Source organism: Streptomyces sp. NPDC047002 (assembly GCF_040704505.1).
Lineage (GTDB): Bacteria > Actinomycetota > Actinomycetes > Streptomycetales > Streptomycetaceae > Streptomyces.
In genome coordinates this window covers 255,099-269,768 of record NZ_JBEYWC010000002.1, presented here as the reverse complement: position 1 = coordinate 269,768, position 14,670 = coordinate 255,099, and the positions used below count along the sequence as shown (strand labels likewise).

13 protein-coding genes are annotated in these 14,670 nt (G+C 74.5%); 2 read left to right on the top strand and 11 right to left on the bottom strand.

Annotated features, from left to right (window positions below; all coding sequences use genetic code 11):
* Positions 1-129 precede the first annotated feature (129 nt).
* The 8 genes from AB0910_RS04115 to AB0910_RS04080 all read right to left on the bottom strand — a co-directional run bounded on the left by AB0910_RS04115 (position 130) and on the right by AB0910_RS04080 (position 10,497).
* On the bottom strand, positions 130-1,185 hold the full coding sequence (locus AB0910_RS04115; protein ID WP_366742938.1) for an LCP family protein: 1,056 nt from the start codon (positions 1,183-1,185) through the stop codon (positions 130-132).
* 265 nt (positions 1,186-1,450) lie between these two features.
* On the bottom strand, positions 1,451-3,466 hold the full coding sequence (gene rho / locus AB0910_RS04110) for a transcription termination factor Rho (RefSeq protein WP_366742937.1): 2,016 nt from the start codon (positions 3,464-3,466) through the stop codon (positions 1,451-1,453).
* Between the two features lie 403 nt (positions 3,467-3,869).
* The gene (gene thrB, locus AB0910_RS04105; RefSeq protein ID WP_366742936.1) at positions 3,870-4,787 is read right to left on the bottom strand and encodes a homoserine kinase; all 918 of its coding nucleotides are present in this window, start codon (positions 4,785-4,787) and stop codon (positions 3,870-3,872) included.
* Positions 4,788-5,113: 326 nt separating this feature from the next.
* A complete protein-coding gene (thrC, locus tag AB0910_RS04100) occupies positions 5,114-6,205 on the bottom strand; it encodes a threonine synthase (RefSeq protein WP_366742935.1) in 1,092 nt (363 codons plus the stop codon).
* Between the two features lie 6 nt (positions 6,206-6,211).
* Positions 6,212-7,501, bottom strand: a complete 1,290-nt coding sequence (locus tag AB0910_RS04095) for a homoserine dehydrogenase (RefSeq protein WP_366743022.1) — start codon at positions 7,499-7,501, stop codon at positions 6,212-6,214.
* Between the two features lie 114 nt (positions 7,502-7,615).
* Positions 7,616-8,983, bottom strand: a complete 1,368-nt coding sequence (gene lysA, locus AB0910_RS04090; protein ID WP_366742934.1) for a diaminopimelate decarboxylase — start codon at positions 8,981-8,983, stop codon at positions 7,616-7,618.
* Between the two features lie 15 nt (positions 8,984-8,998).
* Positions 8,999-10,009: an ArgS-related anticodon-binding protein NrtL gene (gene nrtL / locus AB0910_RS04085; protein ID WP_366742933.1), complete on the bottom strand. Its 1,011-nt coding sequence runs from the start codon at positions 10,007-10,009 to the stop codon at positions 8,999-9,001.
* Between the two features lie 56 nt (positions 10,010-10,065).
* A complete protein-coding gene (locus tag AB0910_RS04080) occupies positions 10,066-10,497 on the bottom strand; it encodes a response regulator (RefSeq protein ID WP_366742932.1) in 432 nt (143 codons plus the stop codon).
* 311 nt (positions 10,498-10,808) lie between these two features.
* Between AB0910_RS04080 and AB0910_RS04075 the strand changes: the two genes are divergently transcribed.
* Positions 10,809-11,609 (top strand): VOC family protein, encoded by an 801-nt coding sequence (locus AB0910_RS04075; protein WP_366742931.1) that lies wholly within the window; start codon positions 10,809-10,811, stop codon positions 11,607-11,609.
* Between the two features lie 144 nt (positions 11,610-11,753).
* Here the strand turns inward: AB0910_RS04075 and AB0910_RS04070 are convergent, their stop codons facing one another.
* Both AB0910_RS04070 and AB0910_RS04065 read right to left on the bottom strand, forming a co-directional pair.
* Positions 11,754-12,314, bottom strand: coding sequence for a sigma factor-like helix-turn-helix DNA-binding protein (locus AB0910_RS04070; RefSeq protein WP_366742930.1), 561 nt, complete (start codon positions 12,312-12,314; stop codon positions 11,754-11,756).
* Positions 12,315-12,495: 181 nt separating this feature from the next.
* Positions 12,496-13,425: a polysaccharide deacetylase gene (locus tag AB0910_RS04065; protein WP_366742929.1), complete on the bottom strand. Its 930-nt coding sequence runs from the start codon at positions 13,423-13,425 to the stop codon at positions 12,496-12,498.
* A 261-nt stretch (positions 13,426-13,686) separates the two neighbouring features.
* On the opposite strand from AB0910_RS04065, the gene AB0910_RS04060 reads away from it, so the two are divergent.
* The gene (locus AB0910_RS04060; protein ID WP_366742928.1) at positions 13,687-14,106 is read left to right on the top strand and encodes a TOBE domain-containing protein; all 420 of its coding nucleotides are present in this window, start codon (positions 13,687-13,689) and stop codon (positions 14,104-14,106) included.
* On the opposite strand, the gene AB0910_RS04055 is transcribed toward AB0910_RS04060, so the two are convergent.
* Complete coding sequence (locus tag AB0910_RS04055; RefSeq protein WP_366742927.1) at positions 14,089-14,649, bottom strand: molybdopterin-dependent oxidoreductase; 561 nt, start codon at positions 14,647-14,649, stop codon at positions 14,089-14,091. The two genes, AB0910_RS04060 and AB0910_RS04055, sit on opposite strands and share 18 nt — an antisense overlap.
* Positions 14,650-14,670 lie beyond the last annotated feature (21 nt).

Here is a 14,670-nt window from a genome sequence, read left to right as displayed (position 1 = left end):
GGAAGTGCTCGTACGTGAACCGGGGCCAGCGGACCAGTTTGCCAGTAGGGGCCGCATCTCCCAAAACCGGAGTCCGCGCCTCCTTGTTCCCGCCCGGCACCGGGCGGGGCGGCGCGGTCCGTGCGCCGCTCAGCCGCCGCTGATGACGCCGGTGGCGTCGCCGGTCTCGCCCGCCGAGCCCTTGGTCGCGGACTTCGGGATCGGCTTGTCCTGGCGCAGCGCCTGCCACACCGTACGGGCGCCCGGCTGGAGCGGCACGACCCGGTTGGGGTCCGCCGGGTCGTACGTCACCGGCAGGGTGACCATCGTCACGTCCTTGGCGGACAGGTCCTTGAAGCCGCCGGCGAAGCCGATCAGCTCGTCGACGCTGTCGAGCCCGGAGTCCGGGGTGATGGCCTTGGTCGCGGTGTCCGCGAGGTCGAACAGCTTCTTCGGATCGCTGAACAGGCCGATGCCACGGACCTGGTGGATGAGCGCCTTGATGAACGCCTGCTGGAGCTGGATGCGGCCGAGGTCGCTGCCGTCGCCGATGGCGTGCCGGGTGCGGACGAGGCCGAGGGACTGCTCGCCGTCGAGGGTGTGCCTGCCGGGCCCGAGCGTGAGGTGGCTGTCCTTGTCGTGGATGGCGCGGGTCGTGGTCACCCGCACGCCGCCGAGCTGGTCGATGAGCTTCTTGAAGCCGGTGAAGTCGACCTCGACGAAATGGTCCATCCGGATGTCCGTCAGCTGCTCGACGGTCTTCACCGCGCAGGCGGGCCCGCCCGCCTCGTAGGCGCTGTTGAACATGGCCGACCGGTCGCCCCGCACGGTGCGGCCCTTGTCGTCCTTGCAGGCGGGGCGGTCGACGAGGGTGTCGCGCGGTATGGAGACCACGGACGCCTTGGTGTGGCCGTGGTAGATGTGCACGACCATCGCGGTGTCGGAGCGGGCGCCCGAGCTCCTGCCGTACTCCGCGTTCGCGCCGGAGCGCGAGTCCGAGCCGAGCACGAGGATGTCCTCCGAGCCGTTGTCGACGTCGTGCGGGCGGTGCGAGCCGAGCTGCGCGTTGATGTCGATGCCGCTGAGATTGCCGTTCAGGCGGGCGTACACGTACCCGAGGCCGCCCACGATGACGGCGACGAGCACCACGAGGGTCCAGATCACGCCCTTGAGCGTGCGGCGGCGGGTGCTCCGGTCGGCGGTCATGTTCTCCCTCGGCTTCGGGCCCGGTCCCCCTGCCTGGTCCGCGGGCGCAGCACGCCTGTGCTGTTGTGCGGCGTCCGGGTGAGGTCGCTGCTCCCTTCGCGCGTGCCCTGCCTGCTGCGCGCCCGCTGTGCGCCGGCGCCGCGGTCCTGGCGGTGGGGTTCACCGGCAGTTCGTCAAAGGGTGGCACGAAGGTGCCCCCTCGCGCTTCCCGAGCGCGAGGGGGCACCTTCTTCCCTTACGGGCGCCGGCGGGGCCGGCGGGACCTTCAGTCGTTGCCGTTGCCCGGCATCGGGGTGGTCTTCTGGATCTGGAGCAGGAACTCCGCGTTGGACTTCGTCTGCTTCATCTTGTCCAGCAGCAGCTCGATGGCCTGCTGCTGGTCGAGGGCGTGCAGCACGCGGCGGAGCTTCCAGACGATGGACAGCTCGTCCGAGCCGAGCAGGATCTCCTCCTTGCGGGTGCTCGACGCGTCGACGTCGACCGCGGGGAAAATGCGCTTGTCGGAGAGCTTGCGGTCGAGCCGCAGCTCCATGTTGCCGGTGCCCTTGAACTCCTCGAAGATGACCTCGTCCATCCGGGACCCGGTCTCCACCAGCGCGGTCGCGAGGATGGTCAGCGAGCCGCCGTCCTCGATGTTGCGCGCGGCGCCGAAGAAGCGCTTCGGCGGGTAGAGCGCGGTCGAGTCGACACCGCCGGAGAGGATGCGGCCCGAGGCGGGCGCCGCCAGGTTGTAGGCGCGGCCCAGACGGGTGATGGAGTCGAGCAGCACGACCACGTCGTGCCCGAGCTCCACGAGGCGCTTCGCGCGCTCGATGGCCAGCTCGGCGACGGTGGTGTGGTCCTCGGCCGGGCGGTCGAAGGTCGAGGAGATGACCTCGCCCTTGACCGACCGCTGCATGTCGGTGACCTCTTCCGGCCGCTCGTCGACGAGGACGACCATGAGGTGGCACTCGGGGCTGTTGACCGTGATCGCGTTGGCGATCGACTGGAGGATCATCGTCTTGCCGGTCTTCGGCGGGGCGACGATCAGGCCGCGCTGGCCCTTGCCGATGGGCGAGACCAGGTCGATGATCCGCGTGGTCAGGACGCCGGGATCGGTCTCGAGGCGCAGCCGGTCCTGCGGGTAGAGCGGCGTGAGCTTGTTGAACTCGGGACGGCCGCGGCCGGTCTCGGGCGCCATGCCGTTGACCGAGTCGAGGCGGACCAGCGCGTTGAACTTCTCGCGGCGCTCGCCCTCCTTGGGCTGCCGCACGGCGCCGGTGACGTGGTCGCCCTTGCGCAGGCCGTTCTTGCGGACCTGGGCGAGCGAGACGTAGACGTCGTTCGGGCCCGGCAGGTAGCCGGAGGTGCGGATGAACGCGTAGTTGTCGAGGATGTCGAGGATGCCGGCGACGGGGATCAGCACGTCGTCGTCCGCGACCTGGGGCTCCGCGCCGAAGTCCTCGCGGCCGCGGCGGCCGCGGCGGTCGCGGTAGCGCCCGCGGCGCCCGCGGCGCCCGCCGCCGTCCTCGTCGAAGTCGTCCTGGCCGCCGCCCTGGCCGCCCTGGCCGCCCTGACGGTCCCTGCGGCTCTGCTGGCCGCCGCCCTGCTGCTGGTCGCCTTCGCCCTTGCCGCGGCGGCCCTGCTGGCGGTCGCCGCGCCCCTGTCCTTCACGGCCCTGCCCGTCGCGGCCCTGGCCGCCCTGCTGGCGGTCGCCGCGGCCCTGGCCTTCGCGGCCGCGGTCCTGGCGGCCCTGGCCGCCGTCGCGCTTGCCCTCGGACTCGGGGGCGGCCGTCGCGGCCTCGGCCCTCGCGTCGGTCCTGGGCTCCGCCTTGGCGGTGTCGGCGCCCTGCTCGGGGGCGCCCGCGGGGGCGGTGGCGCGGCGCCTGCCGCGGCGCTCGCCTGCGGCAGGCTCGTCGTTCGCGGGCTGGCCGGGGATGTCGATCTGCTGCTGGGAGCCGGTGTCAGCGGCGCTCTCCGCCTGCGCGTCACCCGTGCGGGCGCGGGACGTGGCACGGCGCTTCGGCTTGGCCTCGGCGTCGGCGTCCTTGGCGGCCGGGGCACCCCCGCCGGCCTGCGCCTCCTTGATGACGTCGATCAGCTGGCTCTTGCGCATCCGCGCCGTGCCCCTGATGCCGAGGCCGGACGCGACCTGCTGCAGCTCGGCCAGGACCATGCCGTCGAGGCCGGTGCCGGAGCGGCGGCGCCGTGAGGTGGTGCCGGAGGCAGCACCTGCGGCGGGCGCGGTCGTGTCGACGCTGTCGTCGGCAGTCACGCCCATCAGATCGGTGGTGTCGCTCACGAAGGGTCCTTCCCTGGAGCGGACGTCGGCCATCTGGCTCGGCGACCGGTTGTGCTGTCCGGCTGCGGCCCTTGCTTGTGGACCGTGCCGGGGCGGTGGTCCCGCCGGGTACGGCGGAGAAACATGCATACGTGCGGTGGGTCCCGGCCCGAGACCCCCTGCTCGACCCTCTACGGGGAAAAGCGCGGGAGGCCGTGCCGGTTCCGGTGCGTGCTCAAAACTGCTCAGGCAGGCTGCTCAGGCAGTTGAGGAGGCTCCCGGAAGAAGGGTGGTCCCGAAGGGGACGCTGAGCACCGGGCCACTAAGACTCCGAATGCAGTCTTGAGGTTAACACTACCGGCTCCAACAAACATTCCCCCTCTCGCACACCGGCAATCGCGATTCCGAGATCCCGGCGCCCCTTTCACGAACCGAGCGGCAGAACGCTCGTGCCCGCCGGGTCGAGGGAGAGCCGGTTCGCGGCCCAGCCCTCCCCGGCCAGCCGTGCGACCTTGTCGGCCGCACCGTCCTCGACCAGCGCGATGACGGTGGGTCCCGCGCCGGAGATCATCGCGGGGACGCCGTCCTCGCGGAGCCTGTCGACCAGGGCGACGCTCTGCGGCATCGCGGGCTGGCGGTACTCCTGGTGGATGCGGTCCTCCGTGGCGGGAAGCAGGAGCTCGGGACGCCTGGTCAGCGCCTCGACGAGCAGCGCGGCGCGGCCCGCGTTGACCGCCGCGTCGACGTGCGGGACGGTGCGCGGCAGCAGGCCGCGCGCGGTCTCCGTGAGCACCGGCGCCTCCGGTACGAACACGACGGGGACGACGGAGGGCGCGGGGTCCATGCGGAGGGCGCGCGCGGCGCCGCTCTCCGTCCAGGCCAGGGTGAAGCCGCCGAGCAGGCAGGCGGCGACGTTGTCGGGGTGGCCCTCGATCTCGGTGGCGAGTTCGAGCAGGGCCGCGTCGTCGAGCCTGGCGTCCCCGCCTATGGTCACGGCGCGGGCGGCGACGATGCCCGCGCAGATCGCGGCGGACGAGGAGCCGAGGCCGCGGCCGTGCGGGATGCGGTTGGCGCAGACGACCTCGAGGCCCCTGGGCTGGCCGCCCAGCAGGTCGAAGGCCGTGCGCAGGGCGCGCACCAGCAGGTGGTTCTCGTCGCGGGGCAGCGTCCGGGCGCCCTCGCCCGCGATGTCGATGTGCAGTCCCGTGTCGGCGACGCGGACGACGACGTCGTCGTAGAGCCCCAGCGACAGGCCGAAGGCGTCGAAGCCAGGACCGAGGTTGGCGCTGGTGGCGGGGGTGCGCACCCGTACGGCGGCGGCGCGGAAGGCGGGACCGGCCATCGCTCTGACGACTCTCCTTGTACCTGCGGGGGTTCGGCTGCGTGCTCTCGCGTGGTGACCACGGAAGGCTGCCCACACGGGACGGTCGCCGCGGCACGCGCGGCAACACCGCGGCAGGTGCGGCGGGGTGGGCCCCTCCACCCTATCGAAGGAAGGACGCACCGCGACATAGGGCGCACGGGAGGCGCACGATGCGTGTCGCGTGCGGACCGTGCGCCTTCGCCGTTCCTCCCTGCTTGTCCCCCCTCGTCCCCCTCGTCCGGCCTCGTCCGGCCTCGCCCCCGCCGCCGCGCGAGGGGCGGGGGCGACGGCCGTACGGGCTGCCGTCAGGCCAGGCCGAGTTGGTCGGCCGCGGCGGCCGCGTCGACCGGCACGGTGACGGGCTGCGGGGCGCCCTGGACGGCCCAGTCGGGATCCTTGAGGCCGTTGCCCGTGACCGTGCAGACGATGCGCTGGCCGGGGTCGACCCTGCCCTCCTCCGCCGCCTTGAGCAGGCCGGCGACGGAGGCGGCGGATGCGGGCTCCACGAAGACGCCCTCCTGCGCGGCGAGCAGCCGGTAGGCGCGCAGGATCTGGCGGTCGGTCACCTCGTCGATGAGGCCGCCGGACTCGTCGCGGGCGTTCAGCGCGAACTGCCAGGACGCGGGGTTGCCGATGCGGATCGCGGTGGCCACGGTGTGCGGCTCCTTGACGACCTCGCCGCGCACGATGGGCGCGGAGCCCGACGCCTGGAAGCCCCACATGCGGGGGGTGCGGGTGGCGGGGCCGTCCGCCGCGTACTCCCGGTACCCCTTCCAGTACGCGGTGATGTTGCCGGCGTTGCCGACGGGCAGGACGTGCACGTCGGGGGCGTCGCCGAGGGCGTCCACGATCTCGAAGGCGGCCGTCTTCTGGCCCTCGATCCTGACCGGATTCACCGAATTGACCAGCGACACCGGGTAGTTGTCGGCGAGCGAGCGGGCCAGCGTCAGGCAGTCGTCAAAGTTGCCGTCGACCTGGAGGATGCGGGCGCCGTGCACGAGGGCCTGGCCCATCTTGCCGAGGGCGATCTTGCCCTGCGGCACGAGGACCGCGCAGACCATGCCGGCGCGTACCGCGTAGGCGGCGGCCGAGGCCGAGGTGTTGCCGGTGGAGGCGCAGATCACGGCCTGGGCGCCCTCGGCCTTGGCCCGGGTGATGGCCATGGTCATGCCGCGGTCCTTGAACGAACCGGTGGGGTTGGCCCCCTCGACCTTGAGGTGCACCTCGCAGCCGGTGCGCTCGGAGAGCACCTGTGCGGGCACGAGCGGCGTGCCGCCCTCCCTGAGGGTGACGACCTGCGTCGCGGCGTCGACCGGAAGCCGGTCGCGGTACTCCTCGATGACGCCGCGCCACTGGTGGGTGCCCTGTGCGGGGCCGCGGTCGACTGCGATGGTCATGGGTCCCTACTCCCCTTCAACACGCATGATGCTGGCGACACCGCGCACGGTGTCGAGTCCGCGCAGCGCCTCGACGGTTCCCGAGAGGGCGGCGTCGAAGGCGCGGTGCGTGACCACGACGAGGGATGCCTCGCCGTCCTTGCCCTTCTGGCGGACGGTATCGATGGAAACGCCGTGCTCGGCGAAGACCGTCGCCACTTGGGCGAGCACACCCGGTTTGTCGGCGACGTCGAGGCTGATGTGGTAGCGGGTGACCACGTCGCCCATGGGGCTGACGGGCAGCCGCGCGTACACGGACTCCCCCGGGCCCCTGGCCCCGGCGAGTCTGTTGCGGCAGACGGCGACGAGGTCGCCGAGGACGGCGGACGCGGTGGGCGCGCCGCCCGCGCCCGGCCCGTAGAACATCAGCTGCCCCGCGGCCTCGGCCTCGACGAAGACCGCGTTGTACGCCTCGCGCACGGAGGCCAGGGGGTGGCTGAGGGGGATCATCGCGGGGTGGACGCGGGCGGTGACGGACTTCCCGTCGGCGGCGCGCTCGCAGATCGCGAGGAGCTTGACCGTGCAGCCCATGCGCTTGGCGGAGGCGAGGTCGGCCGAGGTGACCTCGGTGATGCCCTCGCGGTGCACGTCGTCGAGGCGTACGCGGGTGTGGAAGGCGATGCCCGCGAGGATGGACGCCTTCGCCGCCGCGTCGAAGCCCTCGACGTCGGCGGTCGGGTCGGCCTCCGCGTAGCCGAGCGCGGTGGCCTCGTCGAGCGCCTCCGAGTAGCCGGCGCCCGAGGTGTCCATCCGGTCGAGGATGAAGTTGGTGGTGCCGTTGACGATGCCGAGCACGCGCTGCACATGGTCGCCGGCGAGGGACTCGCGCAACGGTCTGACCAGCGGGATCGCCCCGGCGACCGCGGCTTCGAAGTAGAGGTCGCGGCCGTGGCGCTCGGCGGCCTCGTTGAGGGTGGCGCCGTCCTCGGCGAGCAGCGCCTTGTTGGCGGAGACGACCGAGGCGCCGTGCTCGAATGCGGTGGTGATGAGGGTGCGGGCGGGCTCGATGCCGCCGATGACCTCCACGACCACGTCGATGTCGCCGCGCTTGACCAGCGCCGTCGCGTCGGTGGTGACGAGGCCGGGGTCGATGCCGTCGCGCACCTTGCCGGGGCGCCTGACGGCGATCCCTGCGAGTTCGAGCGGCGCGCCGATCCTGGCGGCGAGGTCGTCCGCGTGCGTCGTCATGATGCGCGCCACCTCTGTGCCGACCACGCCGCAGCCGAGCAGCGCCACCTTCAGCGGACGCGTACGCATCATCCGACCTACGCCTTTCGTCGAGCCCCGCGGCCTTGAGCGGGGGTGTTCACCAGTCTCGTGCACGGCGGTCGAGTTTCCTGCCGCTGTCCAGATTCCGAGATGTTTGTCTCGTCATCCCACGTCCAGACGGAGAAGATCTTCTTCCGTCTCGCGCCGGACGATCACCCGGGCCGCCCCGTCGCGCACGGCGACGACCGGCGGCCTGAGGGCGTGGTTGTAGTTGCTCGCGAGCGCCCGGCAGTACGCGCCGGTCGCGGGGACCGCCACCAGGTCGCCGGGGGCGAGGTCGGCGGGCAGGTAGGCGTCGCGCACGAGGATGTCGCCGCTCTCGCAGTGCTTGCCGACGACCCGTACGAGCATGGGCTCGGCGTCGGAGGCCCGGGAGACCAGGGCGACGCTGTACTCGGCGTCGTACAGGGCGGTGCGGATGTTGTCGGACATGCCGCCGTCGACGCTCACGTAGGTGCGGAGCCCTTCGAGGGGCTTGACCGTGCCGACCTCGTACAGCGTGAAGGCGGTGGGGCCGGCGATGGCGCGGCCCGGCTCGACGGAGATGCGGGGCGTGCGCAGGCCCGCGGCGTCGCACTCGTGGCCGACGATCTCGGCGAGGCGCTTGGCGACCTCCTGCGGCTCGCGCGGGTCGTCCGCGGGGGTGTAGGCGATGCCGAGGCCGCCGCCGAGGTCGATCTCGGGCAGCTCGACGCCGTGCTCGTCGCGGATGCGGCCGAGCAGCTCGACCACGCGGCGTGCGGACACCTCGAAGCCGGCCATGTCGAAGATCTGCGAGCCGATGTGGGAGTGCACGCCGGTCAGTTCGAGGCTGTCGTGGCCGAGGATGCGGCGGGCGGCCTCCTCGGCCTGCCCGCCGGCCAGCGCGAGGCCGAACTTCTGGTCCTCGTGGGCGGTCGCGATGAACTCGTGGGTGTGCGCCTCGACGCCGACGGTGACCCTGATCTGCACCTTCTGGCGCACGCCGAGGGCGCGGGCGGTATGGGCGACGCGGGCGATCTCCTGGAAGGAGTCGACGACGACGCGGCCGACCCCGGCGGCGACGGCGCGCTCGATCTCGGCGGGGGTCTTGTTGTTGCCGTGGTAGCCGATGCGCTCGGCGGGCATGCCGGCACCGAGCGCGGTGGCCAGCTCGCCCGCCGAGCACACGTCGAGGTGCAGGCCTTCTTCTGCGAGCCAGCGCACGACGGCGCGCGACAGGAACGCCTTGCCCGCGTAGTACACGTCGGCGCCGGGTCCGAAGGCGTCCTTCCAGGCGCGGCAGCGGGCCCGGAAGTCGGCCTCGTCCAGGATGTACGCGGGGGTGCCGAACTCCTCGGCGAGGCGGGTGACGGCGAGGTCCTGCACGGTGACGACGCCGTCCGCGCCCCGGGCGACGCCCTGCGCCCACACCTTCTCGTCGAGTGCGTTGAGGTCGGCGGGCAGGGCGGGCACCGGCTGCGCGGCGGCGGGCTTGGCGGAAGCGGTCATGGCTGGTGTGCTCTTTCAGAGGTGTGCGGGTGCGTCGACGCCGAGCAGGGTCAGGCCGCCTGCGAGCACCGTCCCGGCGGCTTCGGCGAGCGCGAGCCGGGCGCGGTGGGCGGCCGAGGGTTTCTCGTCGCCGACGGGCAGGGGGCGGCTCTCCGCGAGGAAGCGCAGGGTGTGGTCCGCTGTCGCTTCGAGGTGGCGCGCGAGCCGGTCGGGCGCGCGGTGGCGGGCGGAGGCCGCGAGGACGCGGGGGTGGTCCGCGAGGACGTCGAGCAGCGTACGGGCCCGGCCGCGGCCGAGGGCGCCCGGGGTGGCGGCGTCGGGGGTGGCGGCGTCCGGGGCGAGGCCGAAGGCGGGCGCAGCGCGCAGCGCGGCGCGTGCGCGGGCGTGCGCGTAGCGGACCAGGAACAGCGGGTTGCCCTCGCGCTGCGCGAGCAGCGGCCCGGGGTCGGTGCGCGGCAGGTCGTGGGCGGCGGGCCGCAGCAGCGCCCAGCTGCTCGCGTCGGGGCCGAGCGCGGCCGGGTCGTACGAGGCGGGCGCGGGCGCGACCCGCACGGTCTCGGTGCCGCCCGGCGCGACGGCGGCGTCGGCGCCCTGGGTGCGCAGCAGGCGCACCACGGCCGCGGTCCAGGCGGCGGCACGCGGCTCGGCGGCGGGGGCGAAGCGCGGGGCGAGGCCCGCGAGGGCGTCGCCGTGGCCGTAGCGTGCGCCCTCGGCGCGTATCCGGGCGAGTGCGGGCTCCGCCGCGGCGGCGGCGAGGGTGAAGTTGAGGAAGCCGGGGCCCGTGATGTCGACGCGGGCGAGCGCGGGGGACGCGAGGCGGTCCCTGAGCACCTCGGCGACCAGGCGGGGCGGGCGGCCCGCCTCGGCGGCGAGGCGGAGGGCGGCGTTGGTGGTCCAGTCGCCGGTGCCGCCGGGGCGCGGGCGCTCGACGTGGACGCTGTCGGGGACGGCCACCGCGAGCTCACCGTCGCGCACCGCGCGGCACACGGCGTGCCGTACGGTGCGGGAGAGCTCGGCGGGGGTCACAGGACAAGCGTATGGGAGGACCCGCCCCTCTCCGCGAGCCGGTTTCCCCGGGTCCTTCAGCAGCGGCCGCTGCGGCCGGGCTCGACGGGGCGGCGGGCGGGGGCGCGGCGCGGGTGCGCTCCGGCCAGCCGCCGGACGAGGCTGACCAGGTCGGCGGGGTCGAAGGGCTTGGCGAGGAAGGCGTCGGCGCCCGCGCGGTGCACGGCCTCCGCCTCGTGCTGGAGCCCCGCGCTGATGAGCGCGAGCGGGAGGTCGCGGGTGCGGGGGTCGGCGCGCAGCAGGGCCGCGGTGCGCAGGCCGTCGAGGCGGGGCATCACGACGTCGAGCGTGATGACGTCGGGTGCGGCCTCGTGGACGACTTCGAGGCACTCGACGCCGTCGGCCGCGGTCACGACCTCGAAACCCTCCAGTTCGAGATTGACCCTGATCAGCTGCCGGATCACGCGGTTGTCGTCGACAACGAGCACCCGGCCGAACTCGCCTGACACAGCTAGAGAGTAGGTCGCGGGAGGCGGCCGCGTCCGGGTTTTGCCGGTTTCCGCCGCGGCCCGCGGCCCCGGGCGTACGCCGGTCGCAGCGGACCGCGCACGGCAACGGCCCCTCCAGCCGGGGCAGTTGGCGCTCGGCGGGCGCGGCGGCGCCGGCCGGGCCGCGCGCCCGTGCGGACGCGGCCCTGTGATCTTGCGGGGCGGCTCCGGCGAGCCGTGGGGCGCGAGGGGCGGGGAAGGAGAAGGCTGAGCACCCGCAGGCCGCCGGTGCTCCGGCGACTCCCCGGAGGAAGGTCTTGAGGAACGGAATCATGGAGCGGTCACCCCACACCCCGGTACCGTCGGGCGCGCTCGCGGGGGCGCCCTGCTGGGTGAGCCTGATGACCCACGATCTCGCCGCCGCCGAGGAGTTCTACGGCGCGGTGCTCGGCTGGCGCTTCCGCGCGACCCCGCTCGGCGAGGAGTTCGCCGTCGCGGTCGGCGCCGGGGGCGCGCCCGCCGCGGGGATCGGCGCGGTGGCGAGCAGCCTCCAGGCGGGGGTCGCGTGGATTCCGTACTTCGCCGTGGGCGACGCGGACGCCACGTCGGCGCGGATCAGGGAGCGGAGCGCGACCGTCGCGGTCGGCCCGCTGACGATGCCGGTGGGCAGGGCGGCGCTCGCCGCCGACCCGCAGGGCGCCACCTTCGGCTTCTGGGCGGGGATGACGATGGAGGGCTGGTCGGTCGGGCGAGGACCGGCGCCCGCCGCGCTGCGGCTGCGCACGCGCGACGCGTTCGCCGCGGCGATCTTCTACGGGGAGGTGCTGGGCTGGGCCGCGGCGCCCGGGGGCCTCGACGTGCGCTACGAGCAGGACCGCGTGCGGGTCGCCGACCGCGGCGGGACCGTGGCGGAGCTGTACGGCGGCGCGCTCGAATCGCCGCCGGACCCGCGGGTGCGCCCGCGCTGGGAGGTGCACTTCCGGGTGGCGGATGTGGCGGCCGCGGCCGCGGCGGCGACGTCCGCGGGCGGCTCGGTGGTGGCACCGCCGGCCCAGGACGCCGTACGCGGCGGGGGGCTCGTGGCGACCCTGCGGGACCCGGACGGCGGCGTGTTCACGGTGACGGACGCCTGAACGCGGGCCGCGCGGGGGCTCGGGGCACTCCGGCGCACGGCTGGACCGAGCGGGCCGAGCGGCGTCCGGCGCGGACGCGCGGCGTCCGGGGCAGGTGTGCGGCTGCGAGGACAGGCGCAGCCACGCGGGCCGCGCGGCCGGGGCTCAGGGCGCGGGGGTCTCTCGCAGGTCCAGCATGCGGGCGAGGCTGCGTCGTGCGTGGCGTACGTGGGAGCGGACGGTGGCCGGTTCGATGCCGAGGTACGCGGCGACGTCCTCGTCGGGCGCCCGCAGGACGTAGCGCAGCACCACCACGTCGTACTGCCGCTCGGGGAGGGCCGCGATGGCCGCGTACAGCCCGCTCTCGCCCTCAAGCGCCCAGAACGCGCCGCGCATCTCGTGCAGCAGCAGCCCGCGCACGGCCTGGTGGAAGGCGGCGGTGCCCGCACGCACCGGCCGTCTGCCGTGCCGGGCGAGCCAGCGGGCCGTCTCGCGCTCCAGCAGGGCCCGGGCGAGGCGGGCCACGGCGGGCCGCTCCCGCAGCAGCGGCCAGTCGGCGGCGAGCCGGGCGCAGGTCGCCGCGACGACCGTCTCGGCGGCCCGCGCGCTGCCGGTCTGGGTGTGGGCGTAGCGCAGCCAGAGGCGGTGGTGGTGGGCGCGGAAGGCGCACAGGCTGAGGGGCCGCCGCCCGGCGGGTAAGTCCGGTGGCGGTGTGTCAGGTCGCACGGGTGTCGTCCCGTCTCCCGGTGGCGCCGGTGCCGCTCCCCCGCGTGCAGCCCGCCGCCAGGCTCCGACCGCCCCTGCGCCCCGCTCGTCCCACGGGGTGCGGGGCGTGCGCGGGGAGTCCCCGGCCGCCTTGCCGAGAGTAGCCGAACGACTACCCGAACGGGGGCCGCCCGCCGAGGTGTTACGCCGCCGGACACTCCCGGGCCACGTAGGCGGCGAGCTCCTCGTGGGTGGCGTACCAGACGTCGTGGGTGCCGATGTGGTCGAGCAGCTCGCGCAGGATCAGGAAGCGGGAGCGGTGGCCGATGACGTGCGGGTGCATCGTCAGCTGGAACAGGCCGCCCTCCTCGACGGCCAGGTCGAACTCGTCGCGCCACAGCGTAAGGACGCCGCGGGGCGGGGTGTAGGGCCGGGAGGAGGTGAAGCGGTCCATCGTGAAGTACGGGGCGTCGTCGCGGATCCACTCGACGGGGATCTCCACCATGCCGGTGGGCTCGCCGTGGTCGAGGATCTCGTACGGCTCGTCGTCGGCCATCAGCGAGGAGTCGTAGGCGAGGCCGAGTTCGCGGGAGATCGCGAGGGTGTGGTCGGAGAAGTCCCAGGACGGCGTCCTGATGCCGACCGGGCGCCGGCCCGCGAGCGACTCCAGGGTGTCGGCGGCGCGGAGGGCGAGCTCGCGCTCGTCGGCGGCGGCCAACTGGGTGTTGCGCTCGTGGATCCAGCCGTGCAGGGCCACTTCGTGGCCGCCGTCGACGTACGCACGTACCTCGTCGGGGTGGAGGAGCGCGGAGACGGCGGGCATGAAGAACGTCGCGGGCACGGACCTGTCGCGCAGCAGCCGCAGGACGCGCGGCACGCCGGCGCGCGCGCCGTACTCGCCCTGGGAGAGCTTGCCCGGGTGGGTCTCGTCGTTCCTGAGCGGGATCGTCTCGTGGTCCGAGTCGAAGGAGAGGGCGACGGCCGCGCGTGCGCCGCCCGGCCAGCGGGCCGGGCGCAGCGGGCGGCCCGCCCGTACGGCGCCGACATGGCCGCGCCAGGTCGGCTCGTCCCACTGCCAGGGCTCCGTGCCGCCGGTTCCCGCCGTGCCGGCCGTGCCGTCCGTGCCGCTCATCGCCGCCCCTTCCGCCTCCGCTGCCGCGCCCGCCCGGCCCGGTTCGCCGTCCGTCCGGTCGTCCGCCCGTCCGTCCTTCTGGGGCCTGCCGCATTCTGGCACGCGGTCCGCGCCGGGCCGTGCGGGAGCGCGGCGGCTCCCGGGGTGCGGGGGCCGCTCCCGGGGTGCGGGGGCCGGGGCGGGTGGCGAGAATCGGGGGCGTGACGGCCGTCCGTGACGACCGTCGCCGACCGTTTCCCGCTCCCGACAGGCGAGGCGCCCATGAGTCTGAGCATCCGCAACCAACTGTCCGGCACGGTCGCCTCGGTGGAGGCGGGCCAGGCGATGGCCGTCGTACGGGTACGGCTCGACGGCGGCCAGGACCTGACGGCGGCGATCACCGCGGACGCGGTACGCGAGCTCGGCATCGCCGCGGGCACCCCCGTGCGCGCGCTGGTCAAGTCGACCGAGGTGGCCCTGGCCACCGGGCAGGTCGGCGCGGTGTCGATCCGCAACCGGCTGCCCGGCACGGTCACCGGTGTGACGGCGGGGGGCGCCATGGCCGACGTGCGGGTGGCCGTCGCGGGCGCCGAGCTGGCCGCCGCGGTCACCAGGGACGCGGTCGCCGACCTCGCGCTCGCCGAGGGCAGCGAGGTGGTGGCGCTGATCAAGTCGACCGAGGTCTCACTCGCCGTCGACTGAGACGGCCGCCGCGGGCAGCCCGGTGCGCGGTGCGGCGGCCGCCGGCAGGTCCCGGGCCATCAGCGCCGCGACCCGCGGCCACCCGGTCAGCCGTACGGCCGTGACGGCGCTGACGTACCGCGCGCCGCAGTAGTCGGAGGGGACGACGAGCTGGGCGCCCTCGGCTTCCAGGCCGCGGCCGTCCATGTCGGTGGCGAGCAGCACGGGCACGTCGCCGAAGTCGGCGTCGATCTCGGCCCAGGAGAGCACGGTGCCGTGGCCGTCGCCGCCGTCGACCGCGAGGACGAAGCCCGCACGGGCCTTGCGGCCCGGGCCGCCGAAGACGGGGCCCGCGTCCGCGACGACGTCCCGCAGCAGCGGGCCGCTGAAGGAGTGCGGCTGCGGCCCGGCCTTCAGACAGTGGAAGACGACGTCGGCGCGGCGCTGGCGCCAGCGGGTGCGCAGGTCGCCCACCGTCAGCCGGGCGGGGCACGCCACCTCCCCTTCGAGTGTGAAGGCGGCGGTACGGTTTCGTGCGCGTGCGGCCGTACGGGATCGGCTCATGAGTCTTCCCTCGGGGGTGCG

Excerpts from the sequence above, each read along its gene's own strand:
- AB0910_RS04115 (WP_366742938.1), bottom strand. The coding sequence starts at position 1,185 with ATGACCGCCGACCGGAGCACCCGCCGCCGCACGCTCAAGGGCGTGATC.
- thrB (WP_366742936.1), bottom strand. The coding sequence starts at position 4,787 with ATGGCCGGTCCCGCCTTCCGCGCCGCCGCCGTACGGGTGCGCACCCCC.
- thrC (WP_366742935.1), bottom strand. The coding sequence starts at position 6,205 with ATGACCATCGCAGTCGACCGCGGCCCCGCACAGGGCACCCACCAGTGG.
- AB0910_RS04095 (WP_366743022.1), bottom strand. The coding sequence starts at position 7,501 with ATGCGTACGCGTCCGCTGAAGGTGGCGCTGCTCGGCTGCGGCGTGGTC.
- lysA (WP_366742934.1), bottom strand. The coding sequence starts at position 8,983 with ATGACCGCTTCCGCCAAGCCCGCCGCCGCGCAGCCGGTGCCCGCCCTG.
- AB0910_RS04075 (WP_366742931.1), top strand. The coding sequence starts at position 10,809 with ATGGAGCGGTCACCCCACACCCCGGTACCGTCGGGCGCGCTCGCGGGG.
- AB0910_RS04065 (WP_366742929.1), bottom strand. The coding sequence starts at position 13,425 with ATGAGCGGCACGGACGGCACGGCCGGCACGGCGGGAACCGGCGGCACG.
- AB0910_RS04060 (WP_366742928.1), top strand. The coding sequence starts at position 13,687 with ATGAGTCTGAGCATCCGCAACCAACTGTCCGGCACGGTCGCCTCGGTG.
- AB0910_RS04055 (WP_366742927.1), bottom strand. The coding sequence starts at position 14,649 with ATGAGCCGATCCCGTACGGCCGCACGCGCACGAAACCGTACCGCCGCC.